Annotated in this window: 23 protein-coding genes and 1 tRNA gene; 4 read left to right on the top strand and 20 right to left on the bottom strand. The window is 52.4% G+C overall.

The window, feature by feature from the left end:
* Positions 1–66: 66 nt before the first annotated feature.
* From acnB to FDX14_RS09790, 11 genes are all read right to left on the bottom strand, one after another.
* Positions 67–2,661, bottom strand: coding sequence for a bifunctional aconitate hydratase 2/2-methylisocitrate dehydratase (gene acnB, locus FDX14_RS09840; protein WP_137349439.1), 2,595 nt, complete (start codon positions 2,659–2,661; stop codon positions 67–69).
* A 17-nt stretch (positions 2,662–2,678) separates the two neighbouring features.
* Positions 2,679–3,227, bottom strand: coding sequence for an RBBP9/YdeN family alpha/beta hydrolase (locus FDX14_RS09835; RefSeq protein ID WP_137349438.1), 549 nt, complete (start codon positions 3,225–3,227; stop codon positions 2,679–2,681).
* Between the two features lie 27 nt (positions 3,228–3,254).
* Positions 3,255–4,130, bottom strand: coding sequence for a triphosphoribosyl-dephospho-CoA synthase CitG (citG, locus tag FDX14_RS09830; RefSeq protein WP_137349437.1), 876 nt, complete (start codon positions 4,128–4,130; stop codon positions 3,255–3,257).
* Positions 4,105–4,644, bottom strand: coding sequence for a citrate lyase holo-[acyl-carrier protein] synthase (gene citX, locus FDX14_RS09825; protein ID WP_137349436.1), 540 nt, complete (start codon positions 4,642–4,644; stop codon positions 4,105–4,107). The genes citG and citX overlap by 26 nt, the downstream gene beginning before the upstream one ends.
* Positions 4,645–4,649: 5 nt before the next feature.
* On the bottom strand, positions 4,650–6,170 hold the full coding sequence (citF, locus tag FDX14_RS09820; RefSeq protein WP_079226029.1) for a citrate lyase subunit alpha: 1,521 nt from the start codon (positions 6,168–6,170) through the stop codon (positions 4,650–4,652).
* 28 nt (positions 6,171–6,198) lie between these two features.
* Entirely contained in the window at positions 6,199–7,074 is an 876-nt protein-coding gene (gene citE / locus FDX14_RS09815; RefSeq protein WP_038633430.1) for a citrate (pro-3S)-lyase subunit beta, read from the bottom strand.
* The gene (gene citD, locus FDX14_RS09810; protein WP_079226028.1) at positions 7,074–7,364 is read right to left on the bottom strand and encodes a citrate lyase acyl carrier protein; all 291 of its coding nucleotides are present in this window, start codon (positions 7,362–7,364) and stop codon (positions 7,074–7,076) included. The genes citE and citD overlap by 1 nt, the downstream gene beginning before the upstream one ends.
* A 24-nt stretch (positions 7,365–7,388) precedes the next feature.
* Positions 7,389–8,456 (bottom strand): [citrate (pro-3S)-lyase] ligase, encoded by a 1,068-nt coding sequence (gene citC / locus FDX14_RS09805; protein ID WP_079226027.1) that lies wholly within the window; start codon positions 8,454–8,456, stop codon positions 7,389–7,391.
* An 18-nt stretch (positions 8,457–8,474) separates the two neighbouring features.
* The gene (locus FDX14_RS09800; RefSeq protein ID WP_042310857.1) at positions 8,475–9,338 is read right to left on the bottom strand and encodes a fumarylacetoacetate hydrolase family protein; all 864 of its coding nucleotides are present in this window, start codon (positions 9,336–9,338) and stop codon (positions 8,475–8,477) included.
* Positions 9,339–9,408: 70 nt separating this feature from the next.
* The gene (locus FDX14_RS09795; protein ID WP_137349435.1) at positions 9,409–10,653 is read right to left on the bottom strand and encodes an MFS transporter; all 1,245 of its coding nucleotides are present in this window, start codon (positions 10,651–10,653) and stop codon (positions 9,409–9,411) included.
* Between the two features lie 72 nt (positions 10,654–10,725).
* Positions 10,726–11,814 carry a 4-oxalomesaconate tautomerase gene (locus tag FDX14_RS09790; protein WP_137349434.1) on the bottom strand — a complete coding sequence of 363 codons (1,089 nt, stop codon included), beginning with the start codon at positions 11,812–11,814 and terminating at the stop codon, positions 10,726–10,728.
* 154 nt (positions 11,815–11,968) lie between these two features.
* On the opposite strand from FDX14_RS09790, the gene FDX14_RS09785 reads away from it, so the two are divergent.
* On the top strand, positions 11,969–12,898 hold the full coding sequence (locus tag FDX14_RS09785) for a LysR family transcriptional regulator (protein WP_061382413.1): 930 nt from the start codon (positions 11,969–11,971) through the stop codon (positions 12,896–12,898).
* 146 nt (positions 12,899–13,044) lie between these two features.
* Here the strand turns inward: FDX14_RS09785 and FDX14_RS09780 are convergent.
* Both FDX14_RS09780 and actS read right to left on the bottom strand, forming a co-directional pair.
* Positions 13,045–13,118, bottom strand: a tRNA-Gly gene (locus FDX14_RS09780).
* Positions 13,119–13,197: 79 nt separating this feature from the next.
* Positions 13,198–13,956, bottom strand: a complete 759-nt coding sequence (gene actS / locus FDX14_RS09775; protein ID WP_061382552.1) for an amidase activator ActS — start codon at positions 13,954–13,956, stop codon at positions 13,198–13,200.
* A 166-nt stretch (positions 13,957–14,122) separates the two neighbouring features.
* On the opposite strand from actS, the gene idi reads away from it, so the two are divergent.
* Positions 14,123–14,671, top strand: coding sequence for an isopentenyl-diphosphate Delta-isomerase (gene idi / locus FDX14_RS09770; protein WP_137349433.1), 549 nt, complete (start codon positions 14,123–14,125; stop codon positions 14,669–14,671).
* A gap of 85 nt (positions 14,672–14,756) precedes the next feature.
* Here idi and lysS read toward each other — a convergent pair whose 3' ends face one another.
* The 5 genes from lysS to xerD all read right to left on the bottom strand — a co-directional run bounded on the left by lysS (position 14,757) and on the right by xerD (position 20,846).
* On the bottom strand, positions 14,757–16,274 hold the full coding sequence (gene lysS / locus FDX14_RS09765) for a lysine--tRNA ligase (RefSeq protein ID WP_006686909.1): 1,518 nt from the start codon (positions 16,272–16,274) through the stop codon (positions 14,757–14,759).
* Positions 16,275–16,283: 9 nt separating this feature from the next.
* A protein-coding gene (prfB, locus tag FDX14_RS09760; RefSeq protein ID WP_100194817.1) for a peptide chain release factor 2 occupies positions 16,284–17,382 on the bottom strand; the annotation gives its coding sequence in 2 pieces (ribosomal slippage) (positions 16,284–17,306 and positions 17,308–17,382; 1,098 coding nt in all).
* A gap of 91 nt (positions 17,383–17,473) precedes the next feature.
* Positions 17,474–19,207 (bottom strand): single-stranded-DNA-specific exonuclease RecJ, encoded by a 1,734-nt coding sequence (gene recJ / locus FDX14_RS09755; protein ID WP_137349432.1) that lies wholly within the window; start codon positions 19,205–19,207, stop codon positions 17,474–17,476.
* A 5-nt stretch (positions 19,208–19,212) separates the two neighbouring features.
* Positions 19,213–19,926, bottom strand: coding sequence for a bifunctional protein-disulfide isomerase/oxidoreductase DsbC (dsbC, locus tag FDX14_RS09750; protein ID WP_137349431.1), 714 nt, complete (start codon positions 19,924–19,926; stop codon positions 19,213–19,215).
* Between the two features lie 23 nt (positions 19,927–19,949).
* Positions 19,950–20,846 carry a site-specific tyrosine recombinase XerD gene (gene xerD / locus FDX14_RS09745; protein ID WP_137349430.1) on the bottom strand — a complete coding sequence of 299 codons (897 nt, stop codon included), beginning with the start codon at positions 20,844–20,846 and terminating at the stop codon, positions 19,950–19,952.
* 112 nt (positions 20,847–20,958) lie between these two features.
* On the opposite strand from xerD, the gene fldB reads away from it, so the two are divergent.
* Positions 20,959–21,480 carry a flavodoxin FldB gene (gene fldB / locus FDX14_RS09740; protein WP_038633478.1) on the top strand — a complete coding sequence of 174 codons (522 nt, stop codon included), beginning with the start codon at positions 20,959–20,961 and terminating at the stop codon, positions 21,478–21,480.
* Between the two features lie 99 nt (positions 21,481–21,579).
* Here the strand turns inward: fldB and FDX14_RS09735 are convergent, their stop codons facing one another.
* Complete coding sequence (locus tag FDX14_RS09735) at positions 21,580–21,987, bottom strand: protein YgfX (RefSeq protein WP_038633481.1); 408 nt, start codon at positions 21,985–21,987, stop codon at positions 21,580–21,582.
* On the bottom strand, positions 21,968–22,234 hold the full coding sequence (gene sdhE, locus FDX14_RS09730) for an FAD assembly factor SdhE (protein WP_016154349.1): 267 nt from the start codon (positions 22,232–22,234) through the stop codon (positions 21,968–21,970). The genes FDX14_RS09735 and sdhE overlap by 20 nt, the downstream gene beginning before the upstream one ends.
* A gap of 256 nt (positions 22,235–22,490) precedes the next feature.
* On the opposite strand from sdhE, the gene ygfZ reads away from it, so the two are divergent.
* Positions 22,491–23,471 carry a tRNA-modifying protein YgfZ gene (ygfZ, locus tag FDX14_RS09725; protein ID WP_137349429.1) on the top strand — a complete coding sequence of 327 codons (981 nt, stop codon included), beginning with the start codon at positions 22,491–22,493 and terminating at the stop codon, positions 23,469–23,471.
* The last annotated feature ends 90 nt before the right edge of the window (positions 23,472–23,561 follow it).

Below are 23,561 nucleotides of genomic sequence, written 5' to 3'. Positions count from 1 at the left end.
AACAGAGGCCGCTCCGGGGAGGAGCCTCCGCACACTAAATACATTCATCAAAAAAAATAATAAATATTACAGATTCACAATTTTGATATTATCGTTTTCCGTGATTTGATATTCACTTAAAATATCAAAACTGAGATAGCGATAGATATCCTCATGTGCGTCATGAAGCTTATCGGTATAGCTAAAATATTCTTCAACGGTGGGCATTTTACCCAACATGGCCGCGACGGTGCTTAATTCTGCGGAGGCAAGAAATACTTTAGCATTCGTTCCCAGACGATTCGGGAAATTTCGCGTAGAGGTCGATACCACGTTACTCCCTTCGCGCACCCTCGCCTGGTTCCCCATGCACAGGGAACAGCCCGCTGGCTCGATTCTCGCCCCTGATTTAATAAACTGACTAAAATAGCCTTCACGGGAGAGCTGTTGGGCATCCATTTTAGTCGGCGGCGCCAGCCACAAGCGCGCCTGGTTTTCGCGGCCACCGGCCATGATTTTACCCGCAGCGCGGAAATGACCAATGTTTGTCATGCAGGAACCAATGAAGACCTCTTCAATGGGCGTGCTGGCAACCTCAGTAAGTAACCGGGCATCGTCCGGATCGTTCGGGGCACAGACTACCGGTTCGGTGATTTCATTAAGATCAATATCAATGACAGCAGCATATTCCGCATCAGGATCGGCAGAAAGCAACGACGGGCTAGCCAGCCATGCCTCCATCTCAGCAATACGGCGTTCAAGCGTGGCGGCGTTTTCATAACCCTGCTTAACCATCCAGCGCAGCAGGGCCGCATTGGAGCGCAAATATTGCGCGACATTGTCTTCCGCCAGACGCATAACGCAGGCCGCAGCGGAGCGCTCGGCAGAAGCATCAGCCAGTTCAAACGCCTGCTCTGCACTCAACATTTCCAGCCCTTCAATTTCGAGGATCCGGCCCGAGAAAATATTGCGCTTATTCTTTTTCTCGACCGTTAACAGCCCCTGCTTTTTGGCATACAGCGGAATGGCATGCACCAGATCGCGCAGGGTGATCCCTTTCTGCATCTCGCCCTTAAAGCGCACCAGTACAGATTCAGGCATATCCAGCGGCATAATGCCCGTCGCGGCAGCGAACGCCACCAGCCCGGAACCACCAGGGAAGGAGATCCCCAGCGGGAAGCGAGTATGGGAGTCAGCGCCTGTACCAACCGTGTCCGGCAGCAGCATGCGGTTAAGCCATGAGTGGATAATGCCGTCGCCCGGTTTCAGCGCAACCCCGTTACGGCTGGTGATAAACTGCGGCAGGGTTTCATGGAGTAGAACATCTACAGGCTTAGGATATGCAGAGGTGTGGCAGAACGACTGCATCACCAGATCGGCTGAAAACGTGAGACACGCCAGGTCGGTTAGCTCGTCGCGCGTCATCCCACCGGTAGTGTCCTGAGAACCGACGGTAGTGATTTTCGGCTCGCAGTATTGCCCTGGACGGATCCCCGCGACGCCGCAGGCTTTACCCACCATTTTCTGTGCCAGCGTAAAGCCGGTTTCGGATGGCGCAGGCAAAGCGGGCGTGCGGAATACCGCGGAAGGCCCAAGTTTCAGCGATTCCCGCGCTTTCGCCGTCAGGCTGCGTCCGATAATCAACGGGATCCGCCCGCCGGCGCGTACTTCGTCCAGCAGCACTTCGGTTTTAAGGGTAAAGGTCGTCACCAGCCGCTGGCTTTCTGTCTCACGAATTTCGCCCTTGTACGGGTAAAGATCGATCAGCATCCCGGTCGTCAGCGCAGAGACATCCATCTCTATCGGCAGGGCACCGGAATCTTCCAGGGTGTTAAAGAAAATAGGGGCAATCTTGCCGCCAAACACAAACCCGCCGTTACGTTTATTCGGCACGTACGGAATATCGTTCCCGATGTGCCACAGGATGGAGTTGGTAGCGGATTTACGTGATGATCCGGTCCCCACGACGTCACCCACGTACACCAGCGGCCAACCGCCCTCTTTTAGTGCTGCCAACTGACGGACAGGACCACGCACGCCGGGTTCATCAGGTGCAACCCCTTCCCTGACGTTACTGAGCATGGAGAGCGCGTGCAGCGGAATATCCGGGCGTGACCACGCCTCCGGCGCAGGAGACAAATCGTCGGTATTGGTCTCACCGGGAACCTTAAACACCTTCAGGGTGATTTTTTCAGCCATGGCCGGACGGCGGGTAAACCATTCGGCATCAGCCCAGGACTGCAGTACCTCTTGTGCCTGGACGTTACCGCTCAGTGCTTTGGCCTCAACCAGGCTGAATTTTTCGAAGATCAGGATCGTAGAAGAAAGCTGCTGCGCGGCCAGCGGTGCCAGATCAGGATGCTCAAGAAGATCGATCAGTGGCTGGACGTTATAGCCGCCCTGCATGGAGCCCAGCAGCGCCGTTGCTGCTTCGGGAGTAAGCCCGTCAACACGGTATTCCTGCATCGCCACCTTAAATAAAAACTCGGCTTTTAACTTTGCCGCAGGATCGACACCCGGTGGTACGCTATGGGTCAATAAATGAATTAATTCCGGATGATGTGCGGGTGCATCATTGATTAAACGCTGAATCAGTGCATCAGTTTGTTGCGCTGTTAAGGGTTTCGCCGGAATACCCGATTCAGCACGCGCATGCAGGTGCTGATTATAATCATCTAACATAGGTTCTCCTGTTAAAACTAAAGTTGTTCACAAAATTCTGTTAAGCGTTCGAGTCCGTACGGCCATTCGCCAAAGCCAGACTCGGCATTAATATGTCCCGCCTCCCCGATATCGATTAAATGCCCCTCCCAGCAAGCCGCCCAGAACTGCGCGCGCGAAAAAGGCATCAGGGGATCATTTCTGCTGGCAAACATCAGGCAGGGAACGGGTAAAGCCGCTGGCTGAATAGCCTCTTCAAGGCCGAAAAACGCGGGTTCCGCCGGTGCGACCATAACGACACCGGCGACGTTTACCCGTCGCGTTTGCAGTAATCTGCACGACGCCAGCGCGCCAAAACTATGACCGACGAGAATGGCAGGCAGCGGGGAAAGCGCCAGCTCGCGGGTGATGGCGGAAACCCAGTTTTCAATATCAGGCTCTAGCCAGTTTTTTTGCTGAATCCGCCTCCAGAAAGGAAAACGTCGCCCCCAGCAGCTTTGCCAGTGATATTCATCGCTGTCTCTCAGACCCGGCACCAGCATAAGGGTATAAACGTTACTGAGCTGCTGCAGGCGTTGTTCAATCATGACGTTTTCCTGTTACGCTATTCGCGCTTATTCGGCGGGAAATTGCGACAATAACCATCCAACGGCGATAAGATCTGCGCTACCGCCAGGGCTTAAATTCCGTTTGATAAATTCCGCATCCATTCTGAATAACGCCTTCACTAATTTATCCGCCGTGAGACGCTGTATTTTTAATAATCGTCTGGCGTAGCGTCTGGCGTAATTCAGCCCTGCGGTCCCTCCCCGAGAAACCAGATTGGTATCCGGATTTGCCGCCATCAGGCCCAGTAACATTCTCAGTAACGCCACCTCTTCGGATTCTCCCTGACGTAACGCGGTCTGCAGATACGGAAGACCTGACTGGCGTACAGTGATAAAACCACTGGCGGCTTCCCCTCTTGCCCCAGTGAACCCGTATGCCTGAAACTGCTGCTCTCCCTTCGTTTTTGCGATACCGCTATTTTTCAATTCCTGCTCGACAATGCCGGTACATATAAGGCTGGTCTCATGACACAGGCTACGTTGCGTGAGCGCTTCATGCCTTTGGGTAAGACGCCCCGCCGCAGCACACAGCAACCCTAACGAGAAGATCCCCCCTTTATGGGTGTTCACCCCGCCGGTGGCGGTAAACATCGCCTGCTCACAGGCCAGGCCAGTCGGCCTTAGCGCCCGCAGCGTTTGTGGGCCAGTAAGATAAGCACTCTCTCTGCCTGTGTTGAAAAATAGTGACAGCCAGGGGGCAATCGCCGCGATACTGGTTATGAACAGTGCGAAATTCATATCGCTATGCGCCCCGCTGTTTACGCGATCCACCAGACCCGGTTTCGGGGTTAAATTAATTTCCCGGTACAGGGCCTCGACAGCCAGCTCAGCAAAGGAGCGCTGCACGTCTGGTTCGTTAAATCTGGCAAGCGAAGTAGTCATCGGTTAACTCCTCGATCACGCGCGTTAGCTCGGCCTGCGAATGACGTCGCGAACGGGAACAAACATGAGCAGGTTCATGGCAGATAAAGCATCTACGCATCGGCTGCTGGATGGCATTTCTTTTCAGCTGCCCCTTTTTCGGACAAAACACGTCGATATCCCACAGACGTCCCAAAGGATGGTTATCTTCCAGATGTGCAGTGACGTGTTTTATCATCCACGCGGGAGCCGCTACCGACCAGAGACCTTCCGGCCCGGTGACCGGGTGTAACACCTGATGCCGACAGACCTTCCACTGATGCGTGTGGAACAGGTCTCCGAGAGCCTGATTCGCGACAGCCATCACGCGTCTGGCCAGCGCGGTATCCTTCACCTCGCCCGGCCAGACCAGCGTGACGGAAACCACGGTATGATCCGACTGAAACAGCCACGCCTGCTGCCGACGGGCTCGTTGCTCCCGGGAAGCCAGAACCTGTTCCAGAGAGACATTCACGTTCGAGGCTTTATCCGTCATGGGAATTACTCCTTCACCTGGCGAACCACATCAATCACACTGCCGTCGCGGTAGCGTACCACACCGACAATTCGGTCAGTAAATTCAACCGGCTTAGGCTTGCCCGAGATCAGCAGTGCCTGTTGATACAAGGCTTCAATGTCGACGATGGGCAGTCCGGCGTTGATCAGACGTTCACGGATTTCCGGGCGCGCCGGATTAACGGCAATACCGTGATCGGTAACCAGAACGTCAATACTTTCACCCGGCGTTACCAGCGTAGTGACCTGCCTGACGACGGTAGGAATGCGGCTGCGGATCAGCGGGGCAACGACAATAGTGAGATTTGCCGCTGCCGCGACATCGCAGTGTCCGCCCGACGCGCCGCGCATTACGCCGTCGGAGCCGGTCAGGACATTGACGTTAAACTGGGTGTCTACTTCCAGTGCGCTGAGGATGACCACATCCACTCTGTCACAGCAGGCGGCTTTTGCGGCCGGGTTCGCATAGACGTTAGTGGAGATTTCCACATGGTCGGGATTGACCGCCATGGAGGCTGCCGCCGCACCGTCAAAACTTTGCGTATCAAGGATCTTTTCAATTAACCCTTTCTGATGCAGATCGACAATGCTGCCGGTGATTCCGCCCAGTGCGAACCGGGCAACAATGTTGTGCTTGCGCATTCGGGTTTCCATAAAACGCGTACACGCCGTTGACGCCGCACCTGAACCGGTCTGAATGGAAAAACCGTTGCGGAAATAACCTGAGTGTTCGATCACGTCGGCAGCAGAGCGGGCAATCATCAGCTCACGTGGATTACTGGTGACCCTGGCGGCGCCTACGCTGATTTTTGCCGGGTCGCCGACGCTCTCAATCTGCACAATATAGTCAACCTGATCCTGAACGATACTGGCTGGCAAGTTGGGGAAAGGCTTCAGGGTTTCGGTGAGCAACACCACTTTTTTGGCATATTTTGCGTCGACCATGGCGTAACCGAGGGAGCCGCACTGCGATTTGCCGCCGTTGCCGCTGGCATTGCCATATTCATCGCAGCAGGAAACCGCCAGAAACGCGACGTCAATGGCAATTTCGCCCTTCTGAATCAAATTCACCCGCCCGCCGTGGGAATGGATTTGTACCGGCTCGTCCATCAGGCCGTGCGAAATTGCATCCGCCAGATCACCCCGCATACCGGAGGTGTAGATTTTGCCGATCACGCCATTGCGAATGTGTTCAATAAGCGGAGTATTGCACGACATTAACGAGCTGGACGCGAGCGTGATCCCTTTCAGGCCGCGCTGAGCCAGCTTATCCATCACGTAATTGATGACCTTATCCCCTTCGCGGAAGGCGTGGTGAAAGGAAACTGTCATACCGTCATGCAGATCGCAGCGGGCCAGAACATCGTCCACGCTGGCAAAAAGTTTGCGCTGGTATTTTTGCTGATTATCAGCAAGATAAGGCGTCGTTGCGTTCGCGCCGCTGAATGCGACGTACTCACGACGGGAGTCTGGAATGTGATGCAGAGTTTCTGTTAGGTTTTTCATTATTCATCCTGTCGCTTGCAATGGGGAATTACTGACGAATGCCGGAAGCATTTTTGCGTTCGATAACCACGCGGGCATGGTTGATAATCGGCGCATCAATCATTTTGCCGTTCAGCGAAATCACCCCGAGTCCGTTGCGCTCCCCTTCCTCTGCAGCTGCAATCACGCGTTGTGCGTAATCCACTTCTTCCTGGGTTGGCGCGTAAGCGTTATGCAGAATTTCAATTTGTCGCGGATTAATCAGCGATTTTCCGTTGAAGCCCATCCGTCGAATCAGATCCACTTCCTTCAGGAAACCGGCCTCATCATTCACATCGGCGTACACCACATCGAAAGCGTCAATACCCGCCCCGCGTGCGGCATGTAATACGGCACAGCGGGCGTAGAACAGTTCTGTCCCGTCGCCTCGCTCAGTTTGCATATCCATCACATAGTCAAAGGCGGCCAGCGCAATCCCCATTAAACGGTCGGACGATTTCGCAATGGCAACGGCATTAATAACGCCAACGGCAGATTCGATCGCTGCCATTAATTTCGTTGAGCCAACAGGACGTCCGCAATTTTCTTCAATGCGAACAATTTCGCGTTCAAGCTGATGGATATCTTCCGGAGAGTCGGTTTTCGGTAAACGAATAACATCAACGCCCGCCCTGACGGCGGCTTCCAGATCTTTTAATCCAAAAGGTGTATTCAGCGGATTAATTCTGACAACGGTTTCAATATCTTTGTACATCGGGTTTTGCAGGGCATGAAATACCAGAAGGCGAGCGCTGTCTTTTTCTTTTAGCGCTACGGCATCTTCCAGATCAAACATAATGGAGTCCGGTTTATAAATATATGCCGTAGAAAGCATGGCGGCACTTGAACCGGGAATAAATAACATACTGCGGCGTAACTTTTTCATTATAACTTTTCCCATGCAATATCTTCCCGAGCCGAGCCTCTGAGCAGAGCAGCCTGTAAACGAGCACGGATCACGCAATCCAGCGCGCCTTTATCATCAATAATGATCTGCCCTTGCTCGATGTTGAACGCAGCCAGGGTTTCATTCACCACTTCGGTAATTCTGTCGCCGAACTGCTTATACACTTCGCTGTGGATGACCACATCCAGCCCGCTCTCGACGGGGCTGACCTTTACCATAAGATCACTGGACTCCAGCGTTCCCGCCATCGCGGCTTGTACAATTTTCATATCAGTTTTCCTGTGATAATGCGGTTAAACCGCTGCCGACAGCGACTCGTATAAACGAGGCTGATGTTGTCCCCCGTTATTCAGAAACGCGCGCGTGGTGGCAGGCACCATACGACTGGCGGCAGCAATTTGGTTTTCTTTTAATAAACGACGAACGGCTGACGCAGAGACCGGCACATCATTACCGTCCGTTCTTCTTTCTATTTCGTGTACGTGGATACAGGCCGCTGTGCTCGTTGCGTTTTCCAGCCAGTGATGCATCGCCCGGTTATATTCTGCGGTTAACTGACAGAATGGCTCCGTCCCCACAAAACGGTGAGTGATATTCAGCGCAGGTGCGATGTAATTTCTGAACAGCATAAGATCAATTGCCGCGTAGGCTTTATCTATCACCTGCTTATCTTTCAGAAAATAGCCAGGGAATGTCCCGCGCGAAATAATATAGGCAGACCCCGGATGAACAGTGACATTTTTCAGATGCCGCGATCCGTCCCTGACCATCGCAAAACGTTCTTTAAACGAAAAAGCGGAGACATCTTCCTGAACCACGAAAACATGGAGCCAGTCGCACTGGCTTGCCGCATGCTCGATAAGATATTGATGGCCCAGCGTGAATGGATTCGCGTTCATCACGATCGCGCCTATATTTTTCCCCGGCACGAAATGATGATTACGCAACTGACTGCAGTAACGATGAATACCGACCGGCGTATTCTCCATTAATGCCGCACAATTATTCACAGTGACAAGCGGATAGAATCCGCATCCGCGAAACGACTTCACATTATCCGGACAGGTAAAAAGAAAGAGCTGATGTTCGCCGTTTTGTGCCGCCAGAAGTTCGGCCTCATGAATTAACGTCAGGATTAACGACGAGCCGCGCCACCCGGAATCCACTGCAATGCATTTTAAGGTGTTACCCGCAATACCGGTGCAGGCAATAATCTGACGCTGGTAGAGTGCAACAATAAATTGCGAGATATCGTCATCAATGCCTAAACCGTTGCGTGCCAGGAAGCGGGCAACTTCCTCTCTGGCCTGAGCGTTACCGGCTTTTATAATCTCAAATTCTGGCGTTCTGGCGGTGTACATCGTCTCTCTCCTGACCGTCTAAACAAGCAACGCTTCTTGCTGCGGTTGGGCTTCCACAATGGTATTAATCAGACGACCAATATTTTCGATTTCAACTTCAACCCGATCGCCATCATGCATAAATAACGGAGGATTGCGTTTTTTACCGACGCCGCCAGGCGAACCTGTAATAATGACGTCACCGGCGCTGAGGGAGGTGAATGTGCTGATATAGGCGATAAGATCTGCAACTTTGTGGATCATGCTACCAGTGGAGTCGTTCTGAACCAGCATGCCATTAAGCCAGGTATGGATGGTCAACGCATGAGGATCGGGTATCTCATCCGCTGTAGTCATATAGGGGCCGAAAGCGCCGGTTTGCTTCCAGTTTTTACCAGCGGTAAACCACGCGTGCTGCCAGTCACGAACGGAGCCATCCATATAGCAACTGTATCCCGCGACATGATCGAGCGCGTTATTTACATCAATTCGGGAGCCCGGTTTACCAATGATGACGGCCAGCTCGCCCTCATAATCGAATTCTCTCGACAACTCAGGTTTAAGCACAGGTTGGGCATGACCTGTTTGCGAATCAGGAAAACGGATAAACAGCGTCGGGGCATTATTCGTCTCGGCAAACTCTTTTCTTTTTTCAGCGTAATTCATCCCAACGCAGAAAATTTTTCCTGGCTCTTCGATAACGGGCAAAAAGGTAATATCTTCAAGCGTAATATCCACAGGGCAATCGTTGTATTGCCTTGCGACGTCAACGGCATCCCATTGAAGAAGGTCTTTCAACGTCGCATATTGATGGCCGATTTTATTACCCAAATCTATAACGCCGAACTTTGTATAAATCCCGTAGCTTTTACGGCCCTGATGAATATAACTTGCTAATTTCATGATGACACCCGATTGATATACATGCCTATTTTTGTTTACGCCCTGAGGCGTAAACAAATTGCCAAACTTTTTATTCTGCGGACTGGGCGGGCACCAGTACCGGTTTTGTACCGGCTGCCAGATACGTTGCCACGACAACGCCAACGCCAAGCAATACCAGAATCAACCCGGTCATCCCCACCCAGCCCAGTGAATGGAAAACAAAACCGTTGATAAAACCAATCACCGAACCGCCCATGTAGTAGAAGAATAAATAGAGTGCAACGGCCTGGCCTCTTGCATGCGTTGCATTTTTACTTACCCAGCTCAAACCAATAGAGTGACAGCCGAAGAAACAGCCGGTAAAAATCACCGCGCCAGCAATAAAGGCGATGACATTCGACGTCAGCGTCAGCAGCATGCCTAAGGCCATGATCAGGAATAGCACGCGCAATACTTTCATCGCGCCATATTTCGCACTTAAACGACCAGCCTGCGGAGCCGTAAAGAAACTCAGGGCGAAGCTAAAGGAGAGCAGACCTGCATTTGCCGGTGAAATATGGAACGGCTCCCCTTTCAGGAAGAAGGCCAGATAGTTATAAAGCGAGGTAAATGCGCCGAAAATAATGAAGCTGATGACAAAAGCCAGCGCCAGATTTTTGTTTTTGAAATGCGATGCAGCCCCTTTCACCATACGCGTAACGTTAAGGTTTTGCGTTGGGGTGAAGTTTTTAGATTCAGGCAGTAAAAACTTAACCAGAATGGCAACCACAATCAAGCTGGTCGCAAAACCGTAAAAGATAGCATTTATTGAAACGTGATCAATAAGTTGGCTGGCAATAATACGACCGGACATGCCGCCCATCGAATTACCGAAGACAAAATATCCCGTTACAATACCTGCCGCCACCGGGGCGACTTCTTCACTGATGTAGGCGGTGGCTGCCGCAGCGATGCCGCTCAGCGCCAGACCAATTACCGCACGTAGCGCCACCAGCATCGCCCAGGATTCCATCAGCGGGCAGAGCAGCGTAAGAATACCGCCTAACAGGAGGGAAACAATAATTAACCGTTTTCTGCCATAATGATCGGATAACGTCCCGGTAAACAGCAATCCAATCGCCAGCAAGGCCGTTTCTGCTGATAAGATAATACTCACCTGGCTGACAGGAACATTATATTCCACAGCAAGTGTCGGAAGCAGTGGCTGAATAAAAAACAGAGAAGCAAGCTCTGCAAGCCCGGATAATGCCAGGGCCAGAATCACGCGAATATGCGCACCGGCTTTTACAGAATCTGAAGCTTTCAGGGTATTGTTAGCATGAGTTAACGCCATAATAACCTCGGTATTATTGTTAGGGTACAGAGTGTAATTTTTTAAGGCAGATGTTTTTTATTTAGATTTTATTTACTCAACTTCAGTGAGCATTTTTTCCGGTACACATACGGCACCCTCAAATAACTTGCGTGAAGTACGTATGACAGCGGCACGGGTTTTTTCGATATTGTTACCTTCCTTCAACAAGGACACAGATATTTTTCCACTTGGGTGTTCAATATCGATGATATTTGTGAAGAGCCCCTTTGGACGATCGGCGACAATTTTTGCCGCGACGGATCCTTCAATCAGCGTTGCGGTCGAAATACCAATCGATCCGGTAATCGCCAGTGATTTATGGCATGTGTGCGGCATGAAATACCGTACCTGAATCGTTCCGCCGTTACGCGCCGGGCTGAGAAGAACCGGTTTCGGGATCACCTTGTTTGCTACATCCCCTAAGCCCATAGCTGCACCAGCCTGACGACGCAGACTCTCCAGCTTTTCTTTAAATGTCTTATCGCCATCTAATTCGGCAGGAGATTCCACTCCTGTTTTCCCCAGCGCTGAAGCGTCAATCAATACCATCGGCATCGCCATATCTATACAGGTGACTTCAATACCGTCGAAGACGTTTGTCGCACTGTCCGTCGGCAACAATTTCCCCGTTTTAGAACCCGCAGAGTTCAGGAAAGTTAAGCCAATGGGTGCGGCGGTCCCCGGGACACCATCAATTTGGGTATCGCCTTCATACACCACCCGATAATCAGGCGTTTGCACTTCTGCATCGACCAGCGTTCCGGTATTGAGATTGCGGATCCGCACCGTCGTTACCGGGCTTTGCGCCTTCACCAGCCCCTTTTCAATGGCAAAGGGACCAACCGCACAGAGCATGTTGCCGCAGTTAGGTGTGGTATCGACGCGACGTTCGTTCACCATCACCTGCGCGAACAGGTAATCCACATCCGCGTCAGGGCTTTCTGAAGTGCTGACTATCGCCACCTTACTGGTTTGCGGGCTTCCACCGCCAATACCGTCAATTTCGAGTTCATGGCCTGCCCCCATCAAACTGAGTAAAACTGCGTCGCGCGCTTCTGTTTCCACAGGCAGGTCGCTGGCCAGAATCACCGGCCCTTTTGACGTACCGCCACGCATTAATACGCAAGGGATCTTTAACATGTGTTTATCTCACTTCGCTTTTGTCTGGAACGCTATAAGGTTTTCACACTCCGGTTGATAACTCTAATGCCAAAAAAAGCAGGATTAATACGTTTTGCACATTAATAGCCCGTGCGTTATGGTGGTTATATAAAAGCGAGAATGGGATACAGCTATGCCGCATGAACTTCAGGGGATACAAGCGTTTGTAAAAATTGCAGAAATCGGCTGCTTTACAAAAGCATCTCAATTTTTTCACATTTCACAACCTGCTTTAACACGCAGAATTCAGAAACTGGAAGATAGCCTGGGAACCACGCTGTTTGAACGTTCTACGCGCAGCGTTAAGCTCACGGCAGTAGGAAGAGAATTTTTACCTAAAGCTAAGAATTTAATAGATTTTTATGAAAGTTCCATCCTCAGTATTAAAGAGATGGCGACACATCAGGCTGGTGTTATTACGGTTTCCTGTATCCCTACTGCCGCGTTCTATTTTCTGCCTTCAGTGATACGAGATTACAACAATGACTACCCAAACATCCGAATCCGCATACTGGAGCACAGCGCCAGCGATTGCCTGGAAGCAGTTTTAAATGGCGATGCAGATTTCGGTATAAATATGATAAACGTCACACATCCAAATATCGATTTTGCGCCGCTGGTGAACGAACCCTTCGTTCTGGCATGCCGACGCGACAATGAGCTGGCGAATAAATCGCTGGTAACATGGGACGATCTGGCAGGAATGAAGCTGATTGGGGTAAGACGCTCCAGCGGAAACCGATCGCTGATCGATCAGGCTTTCGAGAAAATGGCCTGGAAACCTAACTGGTTTTATGAAGTGCGTCATCTTTCAACGTCACTTGGGATGGTGGAAGCGGGTCTTGGTGTGTCTGTCGTTCCCAGTCTGGCGATGCCGGCCGATGAACATCACGTCCTTGTTAGTCGTCCACTGATAGAACCCGTCATACGCCGTACGCTTGGCCTTGTAAAACGCAGTGAAACAACCCTTAGTCCTGCGGCGGAAAAATTCCGCCAGCTGATATTACATCTGTGGTCGGGCGAAAATAGCAGCCCCTGGATCAACAAGTTTACTCAGTTGTGACTCACCGTTGGGCGACCAATGTATGATCGATGAGAACTCTCCCACAGCATCAACAGAGGAAGTCAACGCATTGATTTCATTAAGAAAATTAATTGTAGAAGGTGGGAATGAGGCAGACCAGAGGGAAACATCAAGGGAAGTGACTTTGGAGCGGGCGAAGGGAATCGAACCCTCGTATAGAGCTTGGGAAGCTCTCGTTCTACCATTGAACTACGCCCGCATTGAAGTGCGTAAGGGATTATAAACCTTACGCTCTTCTTGGCAAGGGACTAGCCGACTGACTGGCGATTAATTCACCGTCAGCATTTTGGCTTACTGCCCTGCGGCGGTAAATAACGCAGCGGATCGATAGCCGTTGCGCGATAACGGATCTGGAAATGCAGACGCACCGTCGTCGCATCCGTGCTGCCCATCGTGGCGATCTTCTGCCCGGCTTTCACGTTTTGACCGTTGTTCACCAGCATGGTGTCATTATGCGCATAGGCAGTGATGTAGTCCTCACTGTGCTTAATCATGATGAGGTTGCCATAGCCCCGCAGTTGATTGCCGACATAGACCACCTTCCCCGCTCCGGCCGCATAAATCGGCGTACCGCGCGCAGCTGAGATATCAATGCCCTTGTTACCGCCGTCCGCCGTAGAATAAGGCAGGATCACCTTACCGCTGGCGGGCCACTGCCAACAGCGTTGTCCTACCGGCGGCCAGGACGACTGAGGCACGGAAGAAGACGGTCTGACTGCCGCCGTTTTGGTAGAGGATTTCGAGCTTGTTTTACCAGAGGAAGAAGTGGATTTCGCGCCGCCGCTGACCTTTAGCTTTTGCCCCACTTCAATGGTATAGGGTGGGGAAATGTTATTCAGGCGAGCGATCTCTTTCACGCTGGTGCCGGTGGCGCGTGAAATACGGTATAACGTATCTCCCCGCTTCACGGTATATACGGAGCCGGAATAACTTCCTGCGTCAGACGACTTACTCCCGGAACAGCCAGATAACAGCAGACCGACACACAGCAGCATCGCGACACTCAGGCCATTTTTCTTCAGGCGTCCTGCACTCAAAACAATACCTCGCAACATTTTCAGACGCTTTATCATAGCAGCCAGAAACCGGATGCCAAATCATATCGCGTAACGAACCCTCGGCGCTGGTATTTCACACCCACTGTTAATCAAATTGTCTTAATTAAGCATATAATGTGGGTGCTTAAGATTGATGGTGGACGCTATGCGACAGGAACATGTCATTTTATTAAATGAGCAGGGTCAGCCCTGCGGGACGCAGGAAAAGTATGCGGCGCATACCGCCACAACGCCTCTGCACGCTGCGTTTTCCTGCTGGATATTTAACGACCAGGGACAACTGCTGGTGACGCGCCGTTCACTGCACAAAAAAGCCTGGCCAGGCGTCTGGACCAACTCTGTCTGCGGTCATCCCCAATCGGGTGAATCCACCGAAGCCGCTATTGTCCGCCGCGCTCGGTTCGAACTGGGTACAGACATTGACTCGCTCAGCTCCGTATATGCTGATTTCCGTTATTGTGCCACGGACCCGAGCGGAATTATGGAAAACGAGGTGTGTCCGGTGTACGCCGCACATATCGTGAGTTCGCTCCAGCTAAACGCAGATGAAGTGATGGATTACCAGTGGAGCGATCTTGAGGATGTGTTGAGCGGGATTGACGCGACGCCGTGGGCGTTTAGCCCGTGGATGGTAATGCAGGTTTCAAACGATAAGGCGCGAGGATTACTGCGCAAGTTTGCCAACGGGAATTAATTGCCTGATGGCGCTATGCTTAGCTGGCCTACATAACGAATCGTAGGCCGGATAAGGCATCAGACGCCATCCGGCATTTCACATCTTACTTAACCGGGCGCATCGCCGGGAACAGGATCACGTCGCGGATGGTGTGGCTGTTGGTGAACAGCATAACCATACGGTCGATACCAATACCCAGACCCGCAGTCGGCGGCAGACCGTGTTCCAGAGCGGTAACGTAGTCTTCATCGTAGAACATCGCTTCGTCATCACCTGCATCTTTGGCGTTAACCTGATCCTGGAAACGCTGCGCCTGATCTTCTGCATCGTTCAGCTCGCTGAAACCGTTACCGATCTCACGTCCGCCGATGAAGAATTCGAAGCGATCGGTGATTTCCGGGTTTACGTCATTACGGCGCGCCAGCGGAGAAACTTCTGCCGGGTACTCGGTAATGAAGGTCGGTTGAATCAGATGCGCTTCCGCGACTTCTTCGAAGATCTCGGTCACGATACGGCCCAGACCCCAGCTCTTCTCAACTTTGATGCCGATAGATTCAGCGATCGCTTTAGCAGAGTCGAAGTTATCCAGATCGGCCATGTTGGTTTCCGGACGATATTTCTGAATCGCTTCGCGCATGGTCAGTTTTTCGAACGGCTTACCGAAGTCGAAGACTTCTTCGCCGTAAGGCACTTCGGTGGTGCCCAGAACGTTCTGCGCCAGCGTACGGAACAGTGATTCGGTCAGTTCGATCAGATCTTTGTAGTCTGCATACGCCATGTAGAGTTCCATCATGGTGAACTCTGGGTTATGACGAACTGAGATGCCTTCGTTACGGAAGTTACGGTTAATTTCGAACACGCGTTCGAAGCCGCCAACCACCAGACGCTTGAGGTACAGTTCCGGCGCGATACGCAGGTACATATCCAGATCCAGCGCGTTATGATGGGTGATGAACGGACGCGCAGCGGCACCGCCAGGAATCACCTGCATCATCGGGGTTTCCACTTCCATAAAGCCGCGACCCACCATGAACTGACGGATGCCAGCCATAATTTGTGAACGCACTTTAAAGGTATTGCGGGATTCATCGTTAGAGATGAGATCCAGATAGCGCTGACGATAACGCGCTTCCTGGTCCTGCAGCCCGTGGAATTTATCCGGTAGCGGCCGCAGCGCTTTCGTCAGCAGACGCAGCTCGGTGCAATGAATGGACAGCTCACCGGTCTTGGTCTTGAACAACTTACCTTTCGCGCCAAGGATATCGCCCAGATCCCATTTTTTGAACTGCTCGTTGTAAACGCCTTCCGGCAGATCGTCACGAGCAACGTACAGCTGAATACGGCCGCCAACATCCTGCAGTGTAACGAATGAGGCTTTACCCATAATACGGCGGGTCATCATACGGCCAGCAACGGATACCTCGATGTTCAGCGCTTCCAGCTCTTCGTTTTCTTTCGCGTCGAAGTCAGCATGCAGTTGGTCTGAGGTATGATCGCGACGGAAATCGTTTGGGAACGGGATCCCCTGCTCACGCAGGCTCGCCAGCTTCTCACGGCGCGTTTTCAGTTCATTGTTAAGATCGGCTACCGCGTCAGCGCCCTGTACGTGTTGTTCAGACATGTTGGTTCCTCATAACCCTGCTTTCAAACTTGCTTCGATAAATTGATCCAGGCTGCCATCCAGCACCGCCTGCGTGTTACGGGTTTCAACCCCGGTACGCAGATCTTTAATGCGGGAGTCATCAAGGACATAAGAACGAATCTGGCTACCCCAGCCGATATCTGACTTATTGTCTTCCATCGCCTGTTTCTCGGCATTCTTCTTCTGCATTTCCAGTTCATAAAGCTTCGCTTTCATCTGCTTCATGGCCTGGTCTTTGTTCTTGTGCTGGGAACGGTCGTTCTGACACTGCGTCACAATCCCGGTCGGGATGTGGGTGATACGTACCGCCGATTCTGTACGGTTAACGTGCTGACCGCCCGCACCAGAGGCGCGATAAACGTCAATGCGCAGATCCGCCGGGTTGATGTCGATATCGATATCATCGTCAACTTCCGGATAGACAAACGCCGAGCTGAACGACGTATGGCGGCGACCGCCGGAGTCGAACGGGCTCTTACGTACCAGACGGTGTACGCCGGTTTCAGTCCGCAGCCAACCGTACGCATATTCGCCAGCAATTCTGATGGTCACGGATTTAATACCCGCCACTTCACCTTCAGATTCTTCAATAATTTCAGTCTTAAAGCCGCGTGCTTCAGCCCAACGCAGATACATACGCATCAGCATGCTTGCCCAGTCTTGCGCTTCCGTACCACCGGAGCCAGCCTGAATATCGAGATAGCAATCTGCGCTGTCATATTCGCCGGAGAACATACGACGGAATTCCAGCTGCGCCAGCTTATCTTCCAGGGTATCGAGTTCTGCTACGGCTTCGTTAAAGGTTTCTTCGTCGTCGGCTTCTACAGCCAGTTCCAACAGGCCGGAGACATCTTCCAGGCCCTGGCTCATTTGGTCGAGTGTATCGACGATAGCCTCGAGGGAGGAACGCTCTTTACCCAGCGCCTGCGCGCGTTCGGGTTCGTTCCATACGTCCGGCTGCTCCAGCTCGGCGTTTACTTCTTCCAGACGCTCTTTCTTGGCATCATAGTCAAAGATACCCCCTAAGAACGTCAGAGCGCTCCGTGAGGTCCTGAATGCGGTTATTTACCGGATTAATTTCAAACATTGTCTGATTTCTTTTATTGGACTAGTCAAAATGCGGTTATAAGAGCGGGATTGTAACTAATCCACGCCCTTTTTTATAGCGATTAGTGACGCTAAAGTGGCCAGATATTGTCGATTATTAGCTGCAAACTGCGGTTGCCGCGAAACTCATTAATATCCAGTTTATAGGCCAACTGAACATCGCGCACGCCGTTGTCCGGCCAGCAACTGGTATCAACGTTGAACGCAATTCCGTCCAGCAGAGGTCCCCCGCCAACCGGCTCCACCATCACCTTCAGATGACGCTCCCCCACCAAACGCTGCTGAAGGAGACGGAAATGTCCATCAAACAGCGGTTCCGGGAACATTTGCCCCCACGGCCCGGCATCGCGCAGCATTTGCGCGACCTCCATGGTCATCTCCGCGGCGCTTAGCGGGCCATCTGACACCACTTCGCCCTGCAGCAAGGCGGGATCCAGCCACTCGGTTACCAGTTCGCCGAAACGCTGCTGGAAACGCTCAAACTGCGCCTCTTCCAGCGACAAGCCCGCCGCCATGGCGTGACCGCCAAACTTGAGGATCATGCCAGGATGAAGGGTGTCCAGGCGCTCCAGCGCATCACGCATGTGCAGCCCCTGAATCGAACGCCCGGAGCCTTTGAGCGTACCGTCGCCGGCAGGAGCAAACGCAATCACCGGACGATGAAAACGCTCTTTAATGCGCGATGCCAGAATGCCGACTACCCCCTGATGCCACTCAGGATGGTACATCGCAAGGCCGCCCGGTAGCGTCTCGCTGCTGCGCTCCAGCTTTTCACACAGGGTCAGCGCTTCCGCCTGCATGCCCTGCTCAATTTCTTTGCGTGTCTGATTGAGCGCGTCCAGTTCATTGGCCAGCACGCGTGCCTCGCCAATGTTGTCGCACAGCAACAGCGCCACGCCGACGGACATATCATCCAGACGGCCAGCGGCATTCAGCCGTGGTCCCAGCGCAAAACCCAAATCGCTCGCCACCAGCTTAGCCGGTTCGCGATTGGCGATTTCCAGAAGCGCCTTGATACCCGGACGGCAGACGCCCGCACGAATACGGGACAAGCCCTGCCAGGTCAGGATACGGTTGTTAGCATCCAGCGGAACAACGTCCGCCACTGTCCCCAGCGCGACCAGATCGAGATATTCCACAATCTTCGGTACCGCGATTCCACGCGCGTCAAACCAGCCCTTACTCTTTAGATGATTACACAGCACCAGCATCAGGTAGAACGCCACCCCCACTCCCGCCAGCGATTTTGACGGGAAAGGACAGTCCGCAAGGTTTGGGTTCACAATGGCGTCGGCATTGGGCAGTATTTCCCCCGGCAGATGGTGATCGGTAACCAGAACGCGGATACCCAGCGCATGCGCATGATCGACCCCGGCGTGGGAGGAGATCCCATTATCCACCGTCATGATCATTTGTGCGCCGCGTGCATGGGCCTGATCGACCACTTCAGGACTTAAGCCGTAGCCGTCCTCAAAACGGTTGGGAACCAGATATTCCACGGTATCACAGCCCATCGACCGCAGCGCAAGAACGCTTAATGCGGTGCTGGTCGCGCCATCTGCATCAAAATCGCCGACCACCATAATGCGCAGGTTTTTCTCAAACGCGTCATGCAGCATCTCAACCGCTTTTTCCACACCCGTCAGCGTCTGCCAGTGCAGCATTCCTTTCAGGCTTCGCTCCAGATCGTTAGCCGTTCTCACGCCGCGGCTGGCGTATAAACGACGCAGCAATGGCGGCAGGTCATCAGGTAGCTCGGTTGTCTCGTCGGCTTCACGCCGACGAAGTTGTATCTTTTGTTTCACGCGAATTATTTACCGCTGGTTTGTTTTGCATGTGCGTCGAGGAATTCTTTCATCTCTTTCGGGCCCTGATAGCCAGGCACGACATAGCCGTTGCTCAGCACAATCGCCGGCGTGCCGCTAACGCCAAACTGCACGCCCAGCGCGTAGTGGTTAGCGATATCCACATCACAGGTTGCTGGTTTCACGTCCTTGCCTGCCATCGCATCATCAAAGGCTTTGTTTTTATCCTTCGCGCACCAGATCGACTTCATGTCCTGCTCAGCCTGGCTTTCCAGACCCTGACGTGGGAAGGCCAGATAACGAACGGTGATCCCCAACGCATTATAGTCTTTCATCTCTTCATGCAGCTTGTGGCAGTAGCCACAAGTGATATCGGTGAAAACGGTAATGACGTGTTTTTCCTGCGGCGCTTTGTAGACGATCATCTCTTTTTCCAGTGCGTTCAAATGCTTCATCAGCAGCTGGTTAGTGACATTCACCGGGCTTGCGCCGCTCACGTCATACATCGGTCCCTGAATAATATGTTTACCGTCTTCAGTTACGTACAGCACGCCGCTATTGGTCAGTACGGTTTTCATGCCCGCCACCGGAGCAGACTGAATCTCTGTGCTCTGGACGCCCAGCTTTGCCAATGACTGGCGAATCGCCGTATCGTCTGCATGTACCATGCCGGAAAACGCCGTTGCCAGCAGAGTGAACATCATAAAACGTTTTTTCATAACCTATCCTATCCTGTCAGCACTCACGCTCGCGGGTGATGCTGTTGATGTAGTTGACGCAAGCGCTCCGTTGCGACATGAGTATAAATTTGTGTTGTTGAGAGATCGCTATGCCCCAGTAGCATCTGCACCACGCGCAGGTCAGCGCCATGATTGAGCAAATGCGTGGCAAAAGCATGCCGCAGGACGTGCGGTGACAGTTTTTCGCTGTCGATTCCCGCCAACACAGCATAGTGTTTAATACGATGCCAGAAGGTCTGACGGGTCATCTGTTGCGCCCGCTGGCTGGGAAACAGCACATCAATCGATACGCCGTTGAGCAACCATGGGCGGCCATGTTCCAGATACGTTTCCAGCCAGTACACCGCCTCTTCACCCAACGGCACCAGGCGCTCTTTATTACCTTTACCGATCACCCGTACCACGCCCTGACGCAGGCCGACGTCACTCATCGTCAGTCCCACCAGCTCAGACACGCGTAGGCCCGTTGCATACAATACTTCCAACATGGCTTTGTCGCGTAGCTCCAGCGGTTGCTCAATAAGCGGCGCCTGCAACAACCGCTCTACCTGCGCTTCACTGAGATCCTTGGGCAGACGCTGCGGAAGCTTCGGTGATGCTAGCGAGGCGCTGGGATCGTCTTCGCGAAATTTTTCGCGGTACAGATGCTGAAAAAAGCGCCGCGTGGCACTGAGCAAGCGAGCGGAACTGGTGGCTTTATATCCCCCATCCATCCGCTCGGCCAGCAATGCCTGCAGATCATCACTTTGCGCCGTCGCCAGTGAAACGCCGCGATGATGCAGCCATTCGACCAGCATGGTCAGATCGCGACGATACGCACTTAATGTGTTTTCCGCCAGATTTCGTTCCAGCCACAGGGCATCAAGAAACTGCTCGATGCGCGCCAGATCCTGTTCCACTCGCGCCCCTTATTCACTCTCATTTTTGATGCATTATGCCTCATTGTGCCGGGATTGCGGCGATTCTGTTACACTACCCGCAACGCTACAGCAGAATTGAGATGTTTACGTCATGAACATGGGTCTTTTTTACGGTTCCAGTACCTGCTACACCGAAATGGCAGCAGAAAAAATCCGCGATATCCTGGGTCCCGAACTGGTGACACTGCACAACCTCAAAGATGATTCCCCGACCTTAATGGAGCAGTATGATGTGCTCATTTTGGGCATCCCGACCTGGGATTTCGGTGAAATTCAGGAGGATTGGGAAGCGGTCTGGGAGCAACTGGACGACCTCAACCTGGAAGGCAAAATTGTCGCGCTTTACGGGATGGGCGATCAGTTAGGATATGGCGAATGGTTCCTGGATGCGCTGGGTATGCTGCACGATAAACTGGTCACCAAAGGCGTCAAGTTTGTCGGTTACTGGCCAACCGAAGGCTATGAATTTACCAGCGATAAACCCGTCATTGCCGATGGACAGCTGTTTGTTGGTTTGGCGCTGGATGAAACGAACCAGTACGATCTCAGCGATGAACGCATCCAGAACTGGTGCGAGCAAATTCTTGGGGAAATGGCCGAACACTGGTCCTGATAACCGTGTTGCCGGATGGCGCAGTGAACGCCTTATCCGGCTTACCTCACGCATCAAACCTAAGCCTTAAAGCTGCACGCCATCAGACATACGGTGGCATTACCCCTGCTTCGCCTGTTGCAGCATTAACCGCCGTAAGTCTCGCCACTCAGCCTCATCCATACTGTCTGCCGCCAGCCACAAATGCTGACGTTTCCCGGTATCTGAACGCAAACGCAGCATCATGCCTGTTTTGACCATCCAGGGCGCGCTCACGATAGTCCACTCCTGCCCTTGCCAGCGCAGACGACCATCCATCAACAGCCTAATCTCGCCCTGACAGGCGTTAATTCTACGTTGGCTGCGTACACTATCGAACACCACCAGAGAGAGCAAAACCATCCATAAGGGGGTGTAGCTCAAAGGCCAGGGCATCAATAAAATAAATACCGCGACCAGCCCATGAACAAGCAACGAAAGCCACTGCGCGCGCCACGAAACGCGTAAATCAGATTGCCACTGGACCACGTTCCCGATTCCGTGTCTGGATAAGTCGCACCATCTGCTCCAACTGAGCATCAGCTGGTTTCCCATGATTCATCAACCAGTTAAATAAATCTGGATCGTCACATTCTAGCAGACGGATAAAGATACGTTTTTCTTCGTCACTTAAGCTGTCATATTCATGTTCGAAAAACGGCATGATAGAGATGTCCAGCTCACGCATACCGCGGCGGCATGCCCAATGAATACGTGCTTTGTTATTAATATCCATGTTCTTCTTCCTGTCTCGCGAAAACGAAGTATCCGGCTATTGTAACGTGTTTTTCACACGCTTTTGCGGGAATATCAGCTAATGGAAGCACGTTCGCTAAATAAAACCGCATTAAGTCAAAGGATTCATCATTTTTGGATGTCACCTCGCAAAGCTTACTATATGGCACAAATAGCCTGTTTAAACCGCTTGCAATGGGCCATAGCTCTTTTACCATTAGTCATTATCACGGCGTTAAGCAAATCAGGACATTATTATGGCTTTTACATCTTTTCCTCCTCGCCAGCCTTTTGCGTCAACGCGTTTACCTCTGACGCTAATGACGCTCGATGACTGGGCGCTCGCCACCATTACCGGTGTCGACAGTGAGAAGTATATTCAGGGTCAGGTCACAGCTGATGTCAGCCAGATGACCGAGTATCAGCACGTGCTGGCAGCCCATTGTGATGCCAAAGGTAAAATGTGGAGCAATCTGCGCCTGTTCCGTAACAGTGACGGTTTTGCATGGCTTGAACGCCGCAGCTTGCGCGATGCGCAGCTTACAGAACTGAAGAAATATGCGGTCTTCTCGAAGGTAGTGATTGCGCCGGACGACGAGCGTGTTCTGTTGGGCGTAGCGGGATTCCAGGCACGAGCGGCGCTGGCCAATCTCTTTAGCGAATTACCGAACAGCGATAAACAGGTTATTACCGAAGGTGCTTCCACAATACTGTGGTTCGAACACCCTGCCGAGCGTTTCCTGCTGATCGTTGATGTTGCAACAGCGGAAAGCCTGGTTGAGAAACTGCGCGGCGAAGCGGAGTTAAATAACAGTCAACAGTGGCTGGCGCTGGATATCGAAGCGGGTATTCCGGTCATTGATACAGCCAACAGCGGACAGTTTATTCCCCAGGCGACCAATATGCAGGCTCTGGGCGGGATCAGCTTCAAAAAAGGCTGCTATACCGGCCAGGAAATGGTGGCGCGCGCCAAATTCCGCGGCGCCAACAAACGCGCCATGTGGACTCTGGCAGGTACGGCCAGCCGGGTGCCGGAAGCAGGCGAAGACCTGGAACTGAAAATGGGTGAGAACTGGCGTCGTACCGGTACCGTACTTGCCGCAGTACAGCTCGCTGATGGCCAGATACTGGTGCAGGTCGTGATGAATAACGACATGGAAACCGACAGCGTGTTCCGTGTTCGCGATGACGCAAAAACGCTGCATATTGTGCCGCTGCCGTATTCGCTGGAAGAGTAAAAGCTTAACGCCGGATGGCGCTACGCTTATCCGGCCTACAAGCACATTTTGTAGGCCAGATAAGGCGTTAGCCACCATCCGCAATCAAGG

The sequence above is a fragment of the Citrobacter sp. wls710 genome, assembly GCF_005281115.1.
Classification (GTDB): domain Bacteria; phylum Pseudomonadota; class Gammaproteobacteria; order Enterobacterales; family Enterobacteriaceae; genus Citrobacter; species Citrobacter werkmanii.
Note: the sequence above shows the minus strand (reverse complement) of the source record. Positions and strands in the feature narration are given on the sequence as shown.